Annotated in this window: 17 protein-coding genes; 9 read left to right on the top strand and 8 right to left on the bottom strand. The window is 58.8% G+C overall.

Annotated features, from left to right (window positions below; genetic code table 11):
* Window positions 1–456 precede the first annotated feature (456 nt).
* A complete protein-coding gene (gene tyrS, locus ACZRN6_RS12515; protein WP_017739632.1) occupies window positions 457–1,656 on the bottom strand; it encodes a tyrosine--tRNA ligase in 1,200 nt (399 codons plus the stop codon).
* A 211-nt stretch (window positions 1,657–1,867) separates the two neighbouring features.
* Here tyrS and ACZRN6_RS12510 point away from each other — a divergent pair, with 211 nt between their 5' ends.
* Both ACZRN6_RS12510 and ACZRN6_RS12505 read left to right on the top strand, forming a co-directional pair.
* Window positions 1,868–3,280 (top strand): peptidoglycan DD-metalloendopeptidase family protein, encoded by a 1,413-nt coding sequence (locus ACZRN6_RS12510; protein WP_464008063.1) that lies wholly within the window; start codon window positions 1,868–1,870, stop codon window positions 3,278–3,280.
* 3 nt (window positions 3,281–3,283) lie between these two features.
* Window positions 3,284–4,375, top strand: coding sequence for an anhydro-N-acetylmuramic acid kinase (locus tag ACZRN6_RS12505; RefSeq protein WP_464008062.1), 1,092 nt, complete (start codon window positions 3,284–3,286; stop codon window positions 4,373–4,375).
* Window positions 4,376–4,441: 66 nt separating this feature from the next.
* Here ACZRN6_RS12505 and erpA read toward each other — a convergent pair whose 3' ends face one another.
* Together erpA and argC are read right to left on the bottom strand one after the other, a co-directional pair.
* Window positions 4,442–4,792 (bottom strand): iron-sulfur cluster insertion protein ErpA, encoded by a 351-nt coding sequence (gene erpA / locus ACZRN6_RS12500; RefSeq protein WP_003176443.1) that lies wholly within the window; start codon window positions 4,790–4,792, stop codon window positions 4,442–4,444.
* Between the two features lie 162 nt (window positions 4,793–4,954).
* A complete protein-coding gene (gene argC / locus ACZRN6_RS12495; protein WP_464008061.1) occupies window positions 4,955–5,989 on the bottom strand; it encodes an N-acetyl-gamma-glutamyl-phosphate reductase in 1,035 nt (344 codons plus the stop codon).
* 136 nt (window positions 5,990–6,125) lie between these two features.
* Between argC and hemJ the strand changes: the two genes are divergently transcribed.
* The 6 genes from hemJ (at window position 6,126) to coq7 (ending at window position 10,551) form a co-directional block, all read left to right on the top strand.
* Window positions 6,126–6,554 (top strand): protoporphyrinogen oxidase HemJ, encoded by a 429-nt coding sequence (gene hemJ / locus ACZRN6_RS12490; RefSeq protein WP_088423386.1) that lies wholly within the window; start codon window positions 6,126–6,128, stop codon window positions 6,552–6,554.
* 24 nt (window positions 6,555–6,578) lie between these two features.
* The gene (locus ACZRN6_RS12485; RefSeq protein WP_464008060.1) at window positions 6,579–7,547 is read left to right on the top strand and encodes an NAD(P)H-dependent flavin oxidoreductase; all 969 of its coding nucleotides are present in this window, start codon (window positions 6,579–6,581) and stop codon (window positions 7,545–7,547) included.
* A 63-nt stretch (window positions 7,548–7,610) separates the two neighbouring features.
* Window positions 7,611–8,576 carry a DUF805 domain-containing protein gene (locus ACZRN6_RS12480; RefSeq protein ID WP_464008059.1) on the top strand — a complete coding sequence of 322 codons (966 nt, stop codon included), beginning with the start codon at window positions 7,611–7,613 and terminating at the stop codon, window positions 8,574–8,576.
* Between the two features lie 62 nt (window positions 8,577–8,638).
* Window positions 8,639–9,427 carry an SDR family NAD(P)-dependent oxidoreductase gene (locus ACZRN6_RS12475; protein WP_322147875.1) on the top strand — a complete coding sequence of 263 codons (789 nt, stop codon included), beginning with the start codon at window positions 8,639–8,641 and terminating at the stop codon, window positions 9,425–9,427.
* Window positions 9,428–9,473: 46 nt separating this feature from the next.
* Window positions 9,474–9,812 carry a histidine triad nucleotide-binding protein gene (locus ACZRN6_RS12470; protein WP_003210943.1) on the top strand — a complete coding sequence of 113 codons (339 nt, stop codon included), beginning with the start codon at window positions 9,474–9,476 and terminating at the stop codon, window positions 9,810–9,812.
* A gap of 91 nt (window positions 9,813–9,903) precedes the next feature.
* Complete coding sequence (gene coq7 / locus ACZRN6_RS12465) at window positions 9,904–10,551, top strand: 2-polyprenyl-3-methyl-6-methoxy-1,4-benzoquinone monooxygenase (protein WP_322147876.1); 648 nt, start codon at window positions 9,904–9,906, stop codon at window positions 10,549–10,551.
* Window positions 10,552–10,615: 64 nt separating this feature from the next.
* Here coq7 and ACZRN6_RS12460 read toward each other — a convergent pair whose 3' ends face one another.
* Entirely contained in the window at window positions 10,616–11,038 is a 423-nt protein-coding gene (locus ACZRN6_RS12460; RefSeq protein WP_005792019.1) for an OsmC family protein, read from the bottom strand.
* A gap of 250 nt (window positions 11,039–11,288) precedes the next feature.
* Here ACZRN6_RS12460 and crp point away from each other — a divergent pair, with 250 nt between their 5' ends.
* Window positions 11,289–11,933, top strand: coding sequence for a cAMP-activated global transcriptional regulator CRP (crp, locus tag ACZRN6_RS12455; protein WP_177088822.1), 645 nt, complete (start codon window positions 11,289–11,291; stop codon window positions 11,931–11,933).
* On the opposite strand, the gene ACZRN6_RS12450 is transcribed toward crp, so the two are convergent.
* The 4 genes from ACZRN6_RS12450 to ACZRN6_RS12435 are packed head-to-tail and all read right to left on the bottom strand — an operon-like array spanning window position 11,930 to window position 15,113.
* Window positions 11,930–12,625 carry a lipoate--protein ligase family protein gene (locus tag ACZRN6_RS12450; RefSeq protein WP_322147877.1) on the bottom strand — a complete coding sequence of 232 codons (696 nt, stop codon included), beginning with the start codon at window positions 12,623–12,625 and terminating at the stop codon, window positions 11,930–11,932. The two genes, crp and ACZRN6_RS12450, sit on opposite strands and share 4 nt — an antisense overlap.
* Before the next feature lie 2 nt (window positions 12,626–12,627).
* A complete protein-coding gene (trpC, locus tag ACZRN6_RS12445; protein ID WP_322147879.1) occupies window positions 12,628–13,464 on the bottom strand; it encodes an indole-3-glycerol phosphate synthase TrpC in 837 nt (278 codons plus the stop codon).
* Complete coding sequence (gene trpD, locus ACZRN6_RS12440) at window positions 13,461–14,510, bottom strand: anthranilate phosphoribosyltransferase (protein WP_464008058.1); 1,050 nt, start codon at window positions 14,508–14,510, stop codon at window positions 13,461–13,463. Before trpD ends, trpC begins: the two co-directional genes overlap by 4 nt.
* Before the next feature lie 9 nt (window positions 14,511–14,519).
* A complete protein-coding gene (locus ACZRN6_RS12435) occupies window positions 14,520–15,113 on the bottom strand; it encodes an aminodeoxychorismate/anthranilate synthase component II (RefSeq protein ID WP_322147881.1) in 594 nt (197 codons plus the stop codon).
* Window positions 15,114–15,261: the final 148 nt, after the last annotated feature.

The following is a 15,261-nucleotide window of genomic DNA, read 5'->3' as shown; positions in this document are numbered from 1 at the left end:
TGTTGACTATCAGTCTGACTCCACAAGCACCCACACGAATTGCTTGATTCAGTTGTTAAAGAGCGGTTGGTTAAGATCTTTCGTCTCAACCGAGGCGCGCATTCTACAGCAGCCTCATTTGCTGTCAAGTGATTATTTTCAGAAGTTTTCGAAGAATTCTTCAACAACTTCAACCACTTGCGCTTCCGATCTCTCGTTAGCGGGAGGCGAATTCTACAGCGTTACACGCTGCTGTCAACACCTCTTTTTCTCCGCTTTCGATCGAGAAGATCGAAACGTTAATAGAGCCAAACAACACTGCCCTACCAACTCCTTCTGGGCTTCGATGATCTGAAGCAGCTCGCTGTCGAAACCTGCATAACTCTTTGTTTACCAAGGAGTTTTCCGTTTCGACTGCGCCGGAAGTGGGGCGAATTATAGACAGATATAAATCGCCGTCAACCGCTAATTTCAGGTTTATTCGGATTTAAGCGTAATACGCGCAAATGCCTTCTTGCCGGCCTGACAAACGTGGGTCGCGCCCAACTCATATATAAAGGTGCGATCGACCACCTCACCATCTATACGTACACCGCCAGAACCCAGAAGGTCGCGCGCCACTGCCGAATTCTTCACCAGGCCCGCCTTATTAAGGACTGCAGCAATCGGCATTGCTTCGGCAGCAGTCAATTCCACCTCAGGCAAATCATCGGGCAGCTCGCCATCTTTCATGCGATTACCCGCAGCACGGTGTGCGCTGGCAGCAGCCTCTTCACCGTGGAAGCGCGCAACGATCTCTTCCGCCAGCTTGATCTTCACGTCACGCGGATTTGCACCGGCTTCTACATCAGCACGCAAGGCATTGATCTCGTCCATCGAGCGGAAGCTCAACAGCTCGAAGTAACGCCACATCAGCGCGTCCGGAATCGAAACCAGCTTGCCGTACATCACGCCCGGCGCTTCCTGGATACCCACATAGTTGCCCAAGGACTTGGACATCTTCTTGACGCCATCCAACCCCTCCAGCAACGGCATGGTCAGAATGCATTGCGCCTCTTGCCCATACGCACGTTGCAGCTCACGCCCCATCAGCAGGTTGAACTTCTGATCGGTACCGCCCAACTCGACGTCGGCACGCAACGCCACCGAGTCATACCCTTGAACCAACGGGTACAGGAACTCATGGATAGCGATAGGCTGATTAGTGGAGTAGCGCTTATCGAAGTCATCGCGCTCAAGCATGCGGGCAACGGTGTACTGGGACGTCAGACGAATGAAGTCCGCCGGGCCCATCTGATCCATCCAGGTAGAGTTGAACGCCACCTCGGTCTTGGCCGGATCAAGAATCTTGAAGACCTGGGTCTTGTAGGTCTCGGCGTTATCGAGAACCTGTTCACGAGTCAGCGGCGGGCGCGTAGCGCTCTTGCCGCTCGGGTCGCCGATCATCCCGGTGAAGTCACCTATAAGGAAGATCACCTGATGCCCCAGCTCCTGGAACTGACGCAGCTTATTAATAAGCACCGTATGCCCAAGGTGCAGATCCGGCGCCGTCGGATCAAAGCCAGCCTTAATACGCAGGGGTTGGCCACGCTTGAGCTTTTCGATCAGCTCCGCTTCGACCAACAGTTCTTCCGCACCACGTTTGATCAGCGCTAGCTGCTCTTCAACCGACTTCATAACAGACCCGCAAGGCTCAGATTCAAAAGGGAACCAACCATACAAGATCAGGGGCTAATTACAAGTTTTGCCCTGCGCACGGACACCGTTCAGCAAGCCTAGCGTTCGCAAGCTTGCACCACAGATGATTTGGTTATATTTTATACAGTTATTTCATCTTCATCATGTCATTCATCTTTTCCAATTCATCTTTTCAAAGCCAAAATTACTTATGACCACAGAACCGTCTAAGGCGCCGCCGCTTTACCCGAAGACCCACCTGCTCGCCGCAAGTGGGATCGCCGCCCTTCTAAGCCTGGCTCTCCTGGTATTTCCTTCCAGCGACGTAGAAGCCAAACGAACAACCCTGAGCCTTGACCTTGAAAGCCCGGTTGAGCAACTGACACAAGATCAAGACGCTTCCGACGCACTACAAGCCACAAATGGCGCAGCAGAATCACCGTTTGCCCAAATCGAAAGCAGCGCCGAAGGCACTAAAGAGACCGCACAGGCGGAGCCTGCGGTAGAAGCCGCCAAGAATCCGCTACACCGGGAAGTCATTGTTGCCAGGGGCGATACCCTTTCAACCCTGTTCGAAAAGGTCGGGCTCCCCGCTGCAACCGTTAACGATGTGCTGGCAAGCGACAAGCAGGCCAAGCAATTCACCCAGCTCAAACACGGCCAGAAGCTCGAGTTTGAACTGACCCCCGACGGCCAGCTGAACAACCTGCACAGCAACATCAGCGACCTGGAAAGCATCACGCTGACCAGAGGCGCCAAGGGCTTTGCGTTCAATCGCATCACCACCAAGCCGGTCATGCGCTCTGCCTATGTACACGGCGTGATCAACAGCTCGTTGTCACAATCGGCCGCCCGCGCCGGCCTGTCCCATAGCATGACCATGGACATGGCCAGCGTGTTTGGCTACGACATCGACTTTGCCCAGGACATTCGCCAGGGTGACGAATTCGACGTGATCTACGAGCAGAAAGTCGCCAACGGCAAGGTCGTCGGCACCGGCAACATTCTGTCTGCGCGGTTCACCAACCGTGGCAAGACCTACACCGCCGTGCGCTACACCAACAAACAAGGCAACAGCAGCTACTACACTGCCGACGGTAACAGCATGCGCAAGGCTTTCATCCGTACTCCGGTTGACTTCGCCCGTATTAGCTCGCGTTTCTCGATGGGTCGCAAGCATCCAATTCTGAACAAAATTCGCGCGCACAAAGGCGTCGACTATGCGGCACCACGTGGCACGCCGATCAAGGCTGCCGGTGACGGCAAGGTATTGCTGGCCGGTCGCCGTGGCGGCTACGGCAACACCGTGATCATCCAGCACGGCGCCACTTACCGTACGCTGTATGGCCACATGCAAGGTTTTGCCAAAGGCATCCAGACGGGCGGCAACGTCAAGCAAGGCCAGGTAATCGGTTATATCGGCACCACCGGCCTGTCCACCGGCCCGCATTTGCACTATGAGTTCCAGGTCAATGGCGTGCATGTCGACCCGCTGGGTCAAAAACTGCCAATGGCTGATCCAATCGCCAAGGCCGAGCGCGCTCGCTTCCTGCAGCAGAGCCAGCCACTGATGTCCCGCATGGACCAGGAGCGCTCTACCCTCCTGGCTTCGGCGAAACGTTAAGCCATGCCGCTCTATATAGGCGTGATGTCCGGCACCAGCCTTGATGGCCTGGACATTGCGCTGATCGAGCAGGGCCCGGCGATCAAGCTGGTCGCCACCCACTACATCCCCATGCCTGCCCCCCTGCGTTCAGAGCTGCTTGGCCTTTGCGCCAGCGGCCCGGACGAGATTGCCCGCTCGGCGATTGCCCAGCAAAACTGGGTAACACTTGCCGCACAGGGCATTCATGCCCTGCTGGATCAGCAGAAACTCAAGCCCCAGGATATTCGAGCGATTGGCAGTCACGGCCAAACCATCCGCCACGAACCGGCACGGGGCTTTACCGTTCAGATCGGCAACCCCGCGCTGCTTACCGAATTGACCGGAATCACCGTCGTCAGTGATTTCCGCAGCCGTGATGTCGCAGCAGGTGGCCAGGGCGCCCCACTGGTCCCCGCATTTCATGAAGCATTGTTTGGCGAGCGCAGGGGTAACCGTGCGGTTCTGAATGTCGGCGGCTTCAGCAACCTCAGCCTGATCGAGACTGGCAAGCCGGTCGCAGGCTTTGACTGCGGCCCAGGCAATGTCCTGCTTGATGCGTGGATTCACCAGCAACGCGGCGAGAACTTTGACCGCGATGGCCAGTGGGCAGCCAGCGGGAAGGTTGAGCCGCAATTACTCAAGGCATTACTCAGCGACCCGTTCTTCGTGACCAAAGGGCCTAAAAGTACTGGTCGCGAGGTCTTCAACCTGGGATGGCTGGAGCATCACCTGGGGCGGTTACCGCCATTCGCAGCCCAGGACGTGCAAACTACCTTGCTGGAGTTGACCGCGCTGACCATCGTCGAATCCTTGCAAGCGGCACAGCCACAGACCGAAACCCTGCTGGTTTGCGGCGGCGGCGCCCACAACACCACGTTGATGAACCGCCTCAGCGCCCTGCTACCCAGCACGCAAGTCAGCAGCACCGCCACCTATGGCGTAGACCCCGATTGGGTCGAAGCCATGGCCTTCGCCTGGCTGGCCCATTGTTGCCTCGAAGGCATCGCCGCCAACCGCCCCAGCGTTACCGGCGCCCGCGGCCTGCGGGTACTCGGCGCGATCTACCCGGCCTGAACCCCACACAGCAAAACGCCGCGTGGCCCTATCAAGGCCCAGCGGCGTTTTTACATGCGCTGTCGATCAGATCGAGAACGAAGACCCGCAACCACAGGTAGTGGTGGCATTCGGGTTCTTGATCACGAAGCGCGAACCTTCCAGACCTTCCTGATAGTCCACCTCGGCTCCTGCCAGGTACTGGAAGCTCATCGGATCAACGACCAGGCTTACGCCCTCGCGCTCTACGATGGTGTCGTCATCGGCCACGTCTTCATCGAAGGTAAAACCGTACTGAAACCCTGAACAACCGCCGCCCGTAACAAATACGCGCAGCTTCAAGCGATCATTACCCTCTTCATCGACCAGGCTCTTCACCTTGTGCGCAGCACCGTGGGTGAATTGCAAAGCCGTGGGGGTGAAGGATTCAACGCTCATGCTGATAATCTCCCGGCGTAGCGCCGCCATATGCGTGATGGCGGGCATTATCCGCTTCTCCTAGAAAAGCGGTCAACTATTGTTACGGTATATCAATCTGCGCAGCGGCCATTAAAAACACGAAAGGCCCGATCAACGGGCCTTTGCGCAACAGCAGAAAACTTACGGCAGCATGCCCGCGTGGGACAGGCCCAGCTTCTCATCCAGGCCAAACAGGATGTTCATGTTCTGCACTGCCTGGCCCGAAGCGCCCTTGACCAGGTTATCGATCACCGACAACACCACCACCAGGTCACCCTCCTGCGGGCGATGTACCGCGATACGGCATACATTGGCACCGCGCACGCTGCGGGTTTCCGGGTGGCTGCCCGCCGGCATCACATCGACGAACGGTTCATTGGCATAGCGCTTTTCAAACAGTGCCTGCAGGTCCACCGAACGATCAACGACGGTTGCATACAGTGTGGAGTGGATGCCGCGAATCATCGGCGTCAGGTGCGGCACAAACGTCAGGCCGACGTCCTTGCCTGCTGCGCGACGCAGCCCCTGGCGAATCTCCGGCAAGTGACGATGGCCTTTGACCGCATAGGCTTTCATGCTTTCCGACGTCTCGGAGTAAAGCGAACCTACAGCAGCACCACGCCCCGCACCGCTGACGCCCGACTTGCAGTCAGCAATCAGCCGCGATGTATCCGCCAGCCCGGCTTCCAGCAATGGCAGGAACCCCAACTGCGTAGCGGTTGGATAACAACCCGGCACCGCGATCAGGCGCGCTTGCTTGATCTGCTCGCGATTGACTTCCGGCAGGCCGTACACCGCCTCTTCCAGCAATTGCGGTGCACCGTGAGGCTGGCCGTACCACTTGGCCCATTCATCGGCATCCTGCAAGCGGAAGTCCGCCGACAAGTCGATCACCTTGGTACCGGCGTCCAGCAACTCACCCGCCAGGGCATGGGCAACACCGTGGGGGGTGGCGAAGAACACCACATCGCAGGCGCCCAACGTCTTGATGTCCGGCACGCTGAACGCCAGGCCATCGTAATGGCCTCGCAGGTTCGGGTACATGTCGGCCACAGCCAGGCCGGCCTCGGATCGGGAAGTGATTACCACCACCTCAGCTTGCGGATGTTGAGCCAACAGACGCAGCAATTCGACACCGGTGTAACCCGTGCCGCCGACGATACCGACCTTGACCATAAACCTGCCCTCAACGAACCCACTGGAAAGCCGTCGATAATAGGGGCCGTATCGTCCTGCGACAACCGTCAACGTGACGTGTAGACGCTTGAGCCACTACTATCTTCAGCTACCGTGAACCTGGGAATAACTAAAAATGCTTTATCTATGGGTCAAAGCCTTTCATATCGTCAGCATCGTCTGCTGGTTTGCCGCGCTGTTTTACCTTCCGCGCCTGTTCGTCTACCACGCCCAAAGCGAGGACACCGTCAGCAAGGAACGCTTCAGCGTGATGGAGCGCAAGCTGTACCGCGGCATCATGGGCCCGGCAATGATCGCCAGCCTGGTGTTCGGCGGCTGGCTGATCTACCTCAACCCCGCCATCTTTCAATCCGGCGGGTGGATCCACGCCAAGTTGACGCTCGTCGTATTGCTGATCGGCTACCACCATATGTGCGGCGCGCAGGTAAAACGTTTCGCCCGTGGCGAAAACACCCGCAGCCATGTCTTTTATCGCTGGTTCAATGAAGTGCCAGTTCTGATATTGCTGGCTATCGTAATTTTGGTCGTGGTCAAACCGTTCTAATTTCTATTACTCGGGGTACTTCCAATGTCGCTGCCCGCTTCGCTCGAACAAAGTCTGCGCCTGCCCGTCGTGGCTGCGCCGATGTTTCTGATCTCCAACCCGCAACTGGTCCTGGCCTGCTGCCGTAATGGAATAGTCGGCAGTTTCCCTGCCCTCAACCAACGTGAAAGCATTGGCTTCAAGGCGTGGCTGGAAGAGATCGAAGCAGGGCTGGCGCTGCTGGACAACCCGGCGCCCTATGCCGTCAACCTGATCGTGCACAACAGCAACCCGCGTGTCGAAGCAGACCTGGCGATTTGTGTGGAACACAAAGTGCCGATCGTCATCACCAGCCTGGGCGCGGTGAAAGAATTGGTGGACGCCGTACATAGCTACGGCGGCCTGGTATTCCACGATGTCACCACCCGGCGCCATGCCGAGAAAGCCGCCGAGGCCGGCGTCGATGGCCTGATCGCCGTAGCAGCGGGCGCCGGTGGTCACGCCGGAACCTGGAGCCCCTTCTCGCTGATTGCAGAAATCCGGCAGTTCTTCGACAAAACCCTGCTGCTCGCCGGCTGCCTCAATCACGGCCACGAAATCCTTGCCGCGCAACTGCTCGGCGCAGACCTGGCGTATTTTGGCACCCGCTTTATCGGCACCACCGAAAGCCACGCCCCGGATGCCTATAAAGAGATGCTGCTCACATCGCGCGCAGCCGACATCGTGCACACTCCAGCCGTCTCTGGCATTCCCGCAAGCTTCATGCGCCAAAGCCTGGAAAACGCCGGTTTCGACCTCGCTGCGCTACAAGGCAAGGGCGAAGTCAATTTCGGCTCCAAACTCAAGCCACTCAATGACGAAGCCAAAGCCTGGAAGACCGTGTGGTCGGCCGGCCAAGGTGTCGGTGAGATTGATGATTTGCCCAGCGTCGATGAACTCGTGGCCCGCCTGGATGCCGAATACCGCAAGGCGCTCGAGTATGCGGCACAATTGCCTAAACGCTGGCCTCGCTGATCCGCGATGTAAAGCCTGCTGATCGAAGCAGGCGTACCCCTCTTAAGTGACAAGGATGCCCGCATGAGCGACAACCGTTTCAAGATTGTGTTTGATGGCGCATTGCTCCCGGGTGTCGAGAGCACCACCGCCAAGCTGAACCTCGCCGAACTGTTCAAAAGCGACGTTGAAGCAATCGAAAAACTCTTCACTGGCCGCCCCGTCGCCCTGAAGCGCGACCTTTCCCGCGCAGATGCAGAAACCTATCTGCAAGCGTTGAAAAACGCCGGGGTCGATGCGCGTATAGAAGAAGAGCAGCCCGTGGCCTTCAGCCTTGCCGAAACCCATGAAACAGACTCCGGCAGCTCGACTGACTACTCCCGCCCCGCCGCTTCGCCTTATGCCCCGCCCCGGGCAGCCGTTGGCGAGAGCCTGCCAGAGTTCTCCACCCTTAAGGTATTCACCGTCAACGGGCGTATCGGGCGCCTGCGCTTCCTGGCGTGGACACTGGTATTGAGCGCGGTGATGCTCTTTATCTCGGGCGTATTCTTCACTGTCGGGCTGGGCATCGCCGCCGTGTCCCCGACGATTGCCATGGTCATTGGCTTCCTGGTGGGCATTGCCCTACTCGTGGCCGCTGTGTGGGTCAGCGTGCAGATCACTGTGCAGCGCCTGCATGACCTGGGTTGGTCCGGCTGGCTGTGGTTCCTGCACCTGGTGCCGTTCGTAGGCAGCATCTTCCCGATCCTGCTGATGGTTCTCCCGGGTAATACAGGTGCCAACCAGTACGGCGCGCCGCCACCGCGCAACTCCACTGCGGTGAAAATCCTCTCCGCGCTGTGGCTCGCATTCATTCCGCTGGTGTTTGCCGGCGCAGTGTTAGTGGGCATGAGCGGCTACCTTGATCAACTGGAAAGCGAAGTCGGCGGCAGCTACGAAAGCAGCTCCATCAATTCCGATGACGACAGCGACCAGGCCACCACCGTCGATGAAGTCGATGTGCAAAGTGCTGACGACGCAGCCGAACCTGTAGACTCTACGCAACAGTGAAAAACGCCCGACGCCTGTGACGCCTCTGTCACAGGCCCGGTAGCGTTGCGATGGAGAAACGCATGACCCGTTACGCTCTGATCACCGGTGCCTCCAGCGGCATCGGCCTGGCCTTGGCCGAAGCACTGGCCCGTCGCGGCCGCAGCTTGATTCTGGTGGCCCGCCAGCGTGATCAGTTGGAAAGCATTGCAATCGAATTGACTCAACGCTTTGGCGTCGAGGTGCTGTTCCGTGCCTGCGACCTGGGCGAGCCCTTGCGGCTGTCCGGGTTTCTGCTGGAGCTTGAAGAAGGCGAGCGGCAGATCGACCTGCTGGTCAACTGCGCCGGCATCGGCACCAGTGGCCCGTTCCTGGCACAGGACTGGATGACCGAGCAGGACCTGATAGAGGTCAACATCCTGGCCCTGACCCGCATGTGCCATGCCCTCGGCAATGCCATGGCGCTGCACGGCGGCGGGCAAATTCTCAATGTCGCGTCGGTCGCCGCCTTCCAGCCCGGGCCGTGGATGAGCACCTACTACGCCAGCAAGGCCTACGTGCTGCACTTCTCCGAAGGCCTGCGCGAAGAATTGAAGACCTGCGGCATCAAGGTTTCCGTGCTATGCCCCGGCCCCACCCGCACCGCGTTCTACGCCACCGCACAAATGGACACCGCCAAGCTGGACCGCAACCAACAGCTGATGAGCCCGGAAGAAGTCGCGCTTTATACCGTGCGCGCCCTGGCCAAAAACAAAGCCATCATCATTCCCGGCCGGCGTAATCGCTGGCTGGCGTTCAGCCCGCGCCTGAGCCCGCGCTGGCTGACCCGCAAAATCGCCGGCGCGATCAACAAAGCCTATTGCCCACGCTGATCGCCTGAGTACACTCACCCTGCACTTTCACAATGGAGAAACAGCTGTGGATACTCTGTTCACCAAGATCATCAACAGAGAAATACCCGCGAAGATCATCTACGAGGATGATCAGGTCCTGGCCTTCCACGACATCGCGCCAATGGCACCCGTGCATTTCCTGGTGATCCCAAAAAAGCCGATCCGCACCCTTAACGACCTCACCGAGGAAGACAAGGCATTGGCCGGGCACATCCTGTTCACTGCCCAGCGCCTGGCGGTTGAGCAAGGCTGTGAAAAAGGCTTCCGTGTGGTGATGAACTGCAATGAAGACGGCGGGCAGACCGTTTATCACATCCATATGCATGTACTGGGTCAGCGCCAGATGAACTGGCCGCCGGGCTGAACATTGCCGGTGGCGAGCAATTTGACCCAGCGCAAACGCTTCACCCTCTCTTGCGGTAAACTGGCCGCCGAGATTATTCCCGGAGGTCAGCATGACTACCCAACGTCACTACTCGCCGATTGATCGCCTGTTGCTGCAAGCCGATACGGCCATGCGCACGCTGTTGCCATTCAGCGGCCAACCGCACCGCCCGTCGCCCGCCATCGTGCAGCCCGAGGCGCAGATGAGTGAGACCGACACCCGCCACGTCGCCGGCCTGATGCGTATCAACCATACCGGTGAAGTCTGTGCCCAGGCGCTCTACCAGGGCCAGGCCTTGACCGCCAAGCTGCCGCAAGTACGCGCTGCGATGGAACACGCCGCGCAAGAAGAAATCGACCACCTGGCCTGGTGCGAACAACGCATTCGCCAGTTGAACAGCCACCCGAGCGTTTTGAACCCACTGTTCTACGGCTTGTCATTTGGCATTGGCGCGGTGGCCGGGCTGATCAGCGACAAAGTCAGCCTGGGTTTTGTGGCTGCCACCGAGCATCAGGTGTGCAAGCACCTCAACGAACACCTTGAGCAATTGCCGGCCGAGGACGAAAAGTCCCGGGCGATTCTTGAGCAGATGCGTATTGATGAAGAACATCACGCCGAAAGCGCGCTGGACGCGGGCGGGTTCCGCTTCCCGGCACCGGTGAAATTTGGCATGAGCCTGCTGGCCAAGGTCATGACCAAGAGCACTTACCGCATCTAGTTCCAGCAGAAAGCAAAAAAGGGCGCTAGCAAGCGCCCTTTCTTTTTGCCTGCCGATTGAGCAATCAGCCCAACTCAATGATCTCGTAATCGTGAGTGATGGCAACGCCCGCAGCGCCCAGCATGATCGAGGCCGAGCAGTACTTCTCTGCCGACAGTTCGATGGCACGCTTGACCTGGGCTTCTTTCAGCGCACGGCCCTTGACCACGAAGTGCATGTGGATCTTGGTGAACACCTTCGGGTCTTCGGTCGCACGCTCGGCTTCCAGGAACGCTTCGCAGCTTTCCACCGCCTGGCGGGACTTCTTCAGGATGCTGACCACGTCGAAATTGCTGCAACCGCCTACACCAAGCAGGAGCATTTCCATCGGGCGTACGCCCAGGTTACGGCCACCGGCCTCCGGCGGGCCGTCCATGACCACCACGTGGCCACTGCCCGATTCACCGAGGAACATGGCTTCGCCCGCCCATTGGATGCGTGCCTTCATCGCCCAGACTCCACTGCTAAAAAAGGGACGCCAGCTTAACACAGGGCTTTGGGCCGTCAGCGTTTCCCACCAAAGCGATCATCAGCCGCGTTTACTGGGTAAATTCCCTAATGAAGTCAGAATGTGTCTGTTAAGCTGGCGCCAAATCAATGGCGCATTGCCATCCACTGGATGATGTAGCTTGGCCGTTGATCGCGCTGGATAAAAAAACAAGCTCAACAACACCGTGCAGTCTTTTCGGGATACAACCATGGTTGCTATTACTCCCACACCCAAAATCAAGAACCTCGACAAATTGCTGATGCATTGTCAGCGCCGGCGTCATCCGGCCAAGCACAACATCATCTGCGCGGGCGAGCGCTCGGAATCCCTGTTCTTCATTATCAAGGGCTCAGTCACCATCCTGATCGAGGATGACGATGGCCGCGAAATGATCATCGCCTACCTCAATACCGGCGATTTCTTCGGTGAACTCGGGCTGTTCGAACAAGCCGGCAAGGAACAGCAACGCAGCGCCTGGGTGCGGGCCAAGGTTGAATGTGAAGTCGCCGAGATCAGCTATGCGAAGTTTCGCGAATTGGCCCAGCAAGATCCCGATATTCTGTACGCCTTGAGCGGCCAGATCGCCCAGCGCCTGCGGGACACAACCCGTAAAGTCGGCGACCTGGCGTTCTTCGACGTCACCGGCCGAGTCGCCCGCTGCCTGCTGGAACTGTGCAAGCAGCCGGATGCCATGACCCATCCCGACGGGATGCAAATCAAGATCACCCGCCAGGAAATTGGCCGGATCGTCGGTTGCTCAAGGGAAATGGTGGGCCGGGTGCTCAAGGACCTGGAAGAACGCAACCTGGTCCACGTCAAAGGCAAGACCATGGTGGTGTTCGGTACGCGTTAAACCGCCAGGAAGCTCGCGAGCATCTGGCGGTATAACGTGTCGAGCCGGGCAATCGCGTCTGGCGCGGCGAAGGCTTCGTGCAGGGCGATGTGGCTTTCGGCGCGCACCCGTTGCTCCAACCCGCAGGCTGCGTTGAAGCGATTGACCGCGCCGATCAACTCGACGCGATCGTCATCCAGCAACAATGCGCCATGCACCAACCCCACCGGGCGCCCGCCACTCTGGCGCCAGCGCTGGGCAGTACCGACCATTTTGCGGCCGTCGAGGTTGACGTTGTAGCGACCGTCACAAAACGCACCCTCTATCTCGCCCACCGATGCATTGCCACCCAGCTCGATAAGCAGGTCGCAAATCGGCTGGCACAAACGCTGGTAGCCCGTTTCGATACGGCCCTGGTCGCCTTCACTGCGCGGCGGCGCGTAGACCAGCGCGATATTGACCGTGGCCGCCGACTGCGGAACTGGCTCGCCGCCCGTTTCCCGCAGCAATACCGGCCAACCGGCGTCAGCCGAGACCTGGCTGGCCGTCTCGAATGCCGGGAGCCGGCTCAGGCGGCGCGGCATCACCAACGCTTGATCACTCGGTTGCCAGAACAACAGGCCGAACGGTTGTTCACCCGCGCAGACGGCGGCGAGCAAATCCTGCTCGGCCTTAAGGCCTGCCTCGACCGTCATCGCCACCGGCTGGGTCATCATCAATCCAGGGTCGAGCCACTGACGGCAACGCCACGCTCCGGGAAAAACAGGCGCTGCAATTCTGCCCCCGGGTTCTCGGCACGCATGAAGGTTTCGCCGACCAGGAACGAGTACACGCCGCTGATCTCCATCAGTTCGACATCGGCGCGATTGACGATGCCGCTTTCGGTGATCACCAACCGGTCACGCGGGATACGCGGCAACAGGTCGAGGGTGTTTTCCAGGCTGACTTCGAAGGTGTGCAGGTTGCGGTTATTGACGCCCACCAACGGTGTGTCGAGGGTTTTCAGTGCGCGTTCCAGCTCATCACCGTCATGCACTTCCACCAGCACGTCGAGGCCAACGCTTTTGGCCACGGCGGCCAGTTCGGCCATCTTCACGTCATCCAGTGCCGAGACGATCAACAGCACGCAATCGGCGCCCAATGCGCGGGCTTCGACGATCTGGTACGGGTCGACCATAAAGTCCTTGCGGATCACCGGCAGCGAGCAAGCCGCACGTGCTTGCTGCAGGTACGGGTCGGAGCCCTGGAAGAAGTCGATATCGGTCAACACCGAGAGGCACGTCGCGCCGCCCTTCTCGTAGCTCTTGGCAATATCTTGAGGGATGAAGATTTCGCGAATCACGCCCTTGCTCGGCGAAGCTTTTTTGATTTCTGCGATGACGGCCGGCTGTTTGTCCTTGGCCTGCTTGATCAGCGCATTGGCAAAACCACGCGGTGCATCGGCGCTTTTTGCCAGGCCTTCCAGCTCCGCCAGGCTCACACGAGCACGGCGCTCGGCAACTTCTTCAGCCTTGCGGGCCAGGATTTTTTCCAGAACGGTCGGCACACTCATCCTTCATTCTCCACTTTGAACACCGCAGTAAACGCACCCAGTTCTTCGAGCTTTTCGCGCGCCAGCCCGGTGTGCAATGCATCATGAGCGAGGGCAACACCCTCTTTGAGACTGTAGGCGTGATCCGCGGCGTACAGCGCCGCACCGGCATTGAGCACGATCATTTCTGCGGCTTTTTGGCCGTTTTCGGTCTTGCGACGCCCGAGGGCATCGCGAATCAATTCAAGGGAGGCGGCTGGGCTTTCCACCGCCAGGCCGTGCAGGCTCTGGCTTTTCATGCCGAGGTCTTCGGGCTCGACCCAATATTCGGTGACCTGGTCATTCTTCAGCTCCGCCACGAAGGTCGGTGCCGCCAGGCTGAATTCGTCCAGCCCATCCTTGGAGTGCACCACCAACACATGTTTGCTGCCCATGCGCTGCAAGACTTCAGCCAATGGACGGCACAGCGCCTGGCTGAACACGCCTACTACCTGATGTTTCACGCCGGCCGGATTCGTAAGCGGGCCGAGCATGTTGAACAGGGTGCGCAAGCCCAGGTCTTTACGCGGGCCGGCAGCGTGTTTCATTGCGCCGTGATGGGACTGCGCAAACATGAAGCCAATACCAACGTTATCGATGCAACGCGCCACTTGTACCGGGGTCAGCTTCAGGTAGATGCCTGCCGCTTCCAGCAAGTCGGCACTGCCGCTTTTACCCGACACGGCACGGTTGCCGTGCTTGGCCACGGTGCAGCCCGCCGCCGCCACGACAAACGAAGCGGCTGTCGACACGTTGAAAATATTCGCACCGTCACCGCCGGTGCCAACCACGTCCACCACGCCGTCCAGGGTCTTGAGTTCAACCTTGTCCGCCAGCTCACGCATCACCGACACGGCGCCGACGATTTCGTCGATGCTTTCGCTCTTCATGCGCATGGCCATCATGAACGCGCCAATCTGTGCGTCGGTGCATTGACCGGTCATGATCTCGCGCATCACATCGCTCATTTCAGCGGTGCTCAGGTCCAGATGGCCGACGATACGGCTCAGGGCAGTCTTGATATCCATGAAAAGTCCTTAGCGCGTGCCGCCGCTCTGCTTGAGAAAGTTAGCGAACAGCTCGTAGCCCTGCTCGGTCAAAATCGATTCCGGGTGAAATTGCACCCCTTCGACGTTCAGTGTCTTGTGACGCAGGCCCATGATTTCATCGACGGAGCCGTCTTCCAACTGGGTCCAGGCCGTCAGCTCAAGGCACTCGGGCAAGGTTTCACGCTTGACCACCAGCGAGTGGTAACGGGTCACCGTCACCGGCAAATTCAAACCGTGGAATACGCCTTGGTCGTTGTGGAACACCGGGCTGGTCTTGCCGTGCATCACCTGGCGGGCGCGAACCACGTCGCCGCCAAACGCCTGGCCGATGGACTGGTGGCCCAGGCACACACCCAGGACCGGCAACTTGCCGGCGAAGAACTGGATGGCTTCCAGGGAAATGCCCGCTTCGGTCGGCGTACACGGGCCTGGGGAAACGACGATGCGTTCCGGGTTCAACGCGGCGATTTGCGCCACGGTCATTTCGTCGTTGCGCACCACCTTGACCTCGGCACCGAGCTCGCCCAGGTACTGCACAACGTTGTAGGTAAAGGAGTCGTAGTTATCAATCATCAGCAACATGTGGGTTAAAACCTCTTGAATTCACTGACTTCTAATGACGGCCTTCCAAGGGAGTGACCCGCTGCCAGACGCACTTTCCGGTTGCCGGGGTTGGCCGGCAAGGGGCGTCAAACAAAAGGTGAAGAAAGGCGAATCGGTACAGGTCCGG

The organism is Pseudomonas sp. A125, assembly GCF_055409485.1.
This window is presented reverse-complemented; position numbering and strand designations above follow the sequence as displayed.

What these genes read in the sequence shown, in the direction of transcription:
- tyrS (WP_017739632.1), bottom strand. Translation starts at nt 1,656, where the DNA reads ATGAAGTCGGTTGAAGAGCAGCTAGCGCTGATCAAACGTGGTGCGGAA.
- ACZRN6_RS12510 (WP_464008063.1), top strand. Translation starts at nt 1,868, where the DNA reads ATGACCACAGAACCGTCTAAGGCGCCGCCGCTTTACCCGAAGACCCAC.
- ACZRN6_RS12505 (WP_464008062.1), top strand. Translation starts at nt 3,284, where the DNA reads ATGCCGCTCTATATAGGCGTGATGTCCGGCACCAGCCTTGATGGCCTG.
- erpA (WP_003176443.1), bottom strand. Translation starts at nt 4,792, where the DNA reads ATGAGCGTTGAATCCTTCACCCCCACGGCTTTGCAATTCACCCACGGT.
- argC (WP_464008061.1), bottom strand. Translation starts at nt 5,989, where the DNA reads ATGGTCAAGGTCGGTATCGTCGGCGGCACGGGTTACACCGGTGTCGAA.
- hemJ (WP_088423386.1), top strand. Translation starts at nt 6,126, where the DNA reads ATGCTTTATCTATGGGTCAAAGCCTTTCATATCGTCAGCATCGTCTGC.
- ACZRN6_RS12485 (WP_464008060.1), top strand. Translation starts at nt 6,579, where the DNA reads ATGTCGCTGCCCGCTTCGCTCGAACAAAGTCTGCGCCTGCCCGTCGTG.
- ACZRN6_RS12480 (WP_464008059.1), top strand. Translation starts at nt 7,611, where the DNA reads ATGAGCGACAACCGTTTCAAGATTGTGTTTGATGGCGCATTGCTCCCG.
- ACZRN6_RS12475 (WP_322147875.1), top strand. Translation starts at nt 8,639, where the DNA reads ATGACCCGTTACGCTCTGATCACCGGTGCCTCCAGCGGCATCGGCCTG.
- coq7 (WP_322147876.1), top strand. Translation starts at nt 9,904, where the DNA reads ATGACTACCCAACGTCACTACTCGCCGATTGATCGCCTGTTGCTGCAA.
- ACZRN6_RS12460 (WP_005792019.1), bottom strand. Translation starts at nt 11,038, where the DNA reads ATGAAGGCACGCATCCAATGGGCGGGCGAAGCCATGTTCCTCGGTGAA.
- crp (WP_177088822.1), top strand. Translation starts at nt 11,289, where the DNA reads ATGGTTGCTATTACTCCCACACCCAAAATCAAGAACCTCGACAAATTG.
- ACZRN6_RS12450 (WP_322147877.1), bottom strand. Translation starts at nt 12,625, where the DNA reads ATGACCCAGCCGGTGGCGATGACGGTCGAGGCAGGCCTTAAGGCCGAG.
- trpC (WP_322147879.1), bottom strand. Translation starts at nt 13,464, where the DNA reads ATGAGTGTGCCGACCGTTCTGGAAAAAATCCTGGCCCGCAAGGCTGAA.
- trpD (WP_464008058.1), bottom strand. Translation starts at nt 14,510, where the DNA reads ATGGATATCAAGACTGCCCTGAGCCGTATCGTCGGCCATCTGGACCTG.
- ACZRN6_RS12435 (WP_322147881.1), bottom strand. Translation starts at nt 15,113, where the DNA reads ATGTTGCTGATGATTGATAACTACGACTCCTTTACCTACAACGTTGTG.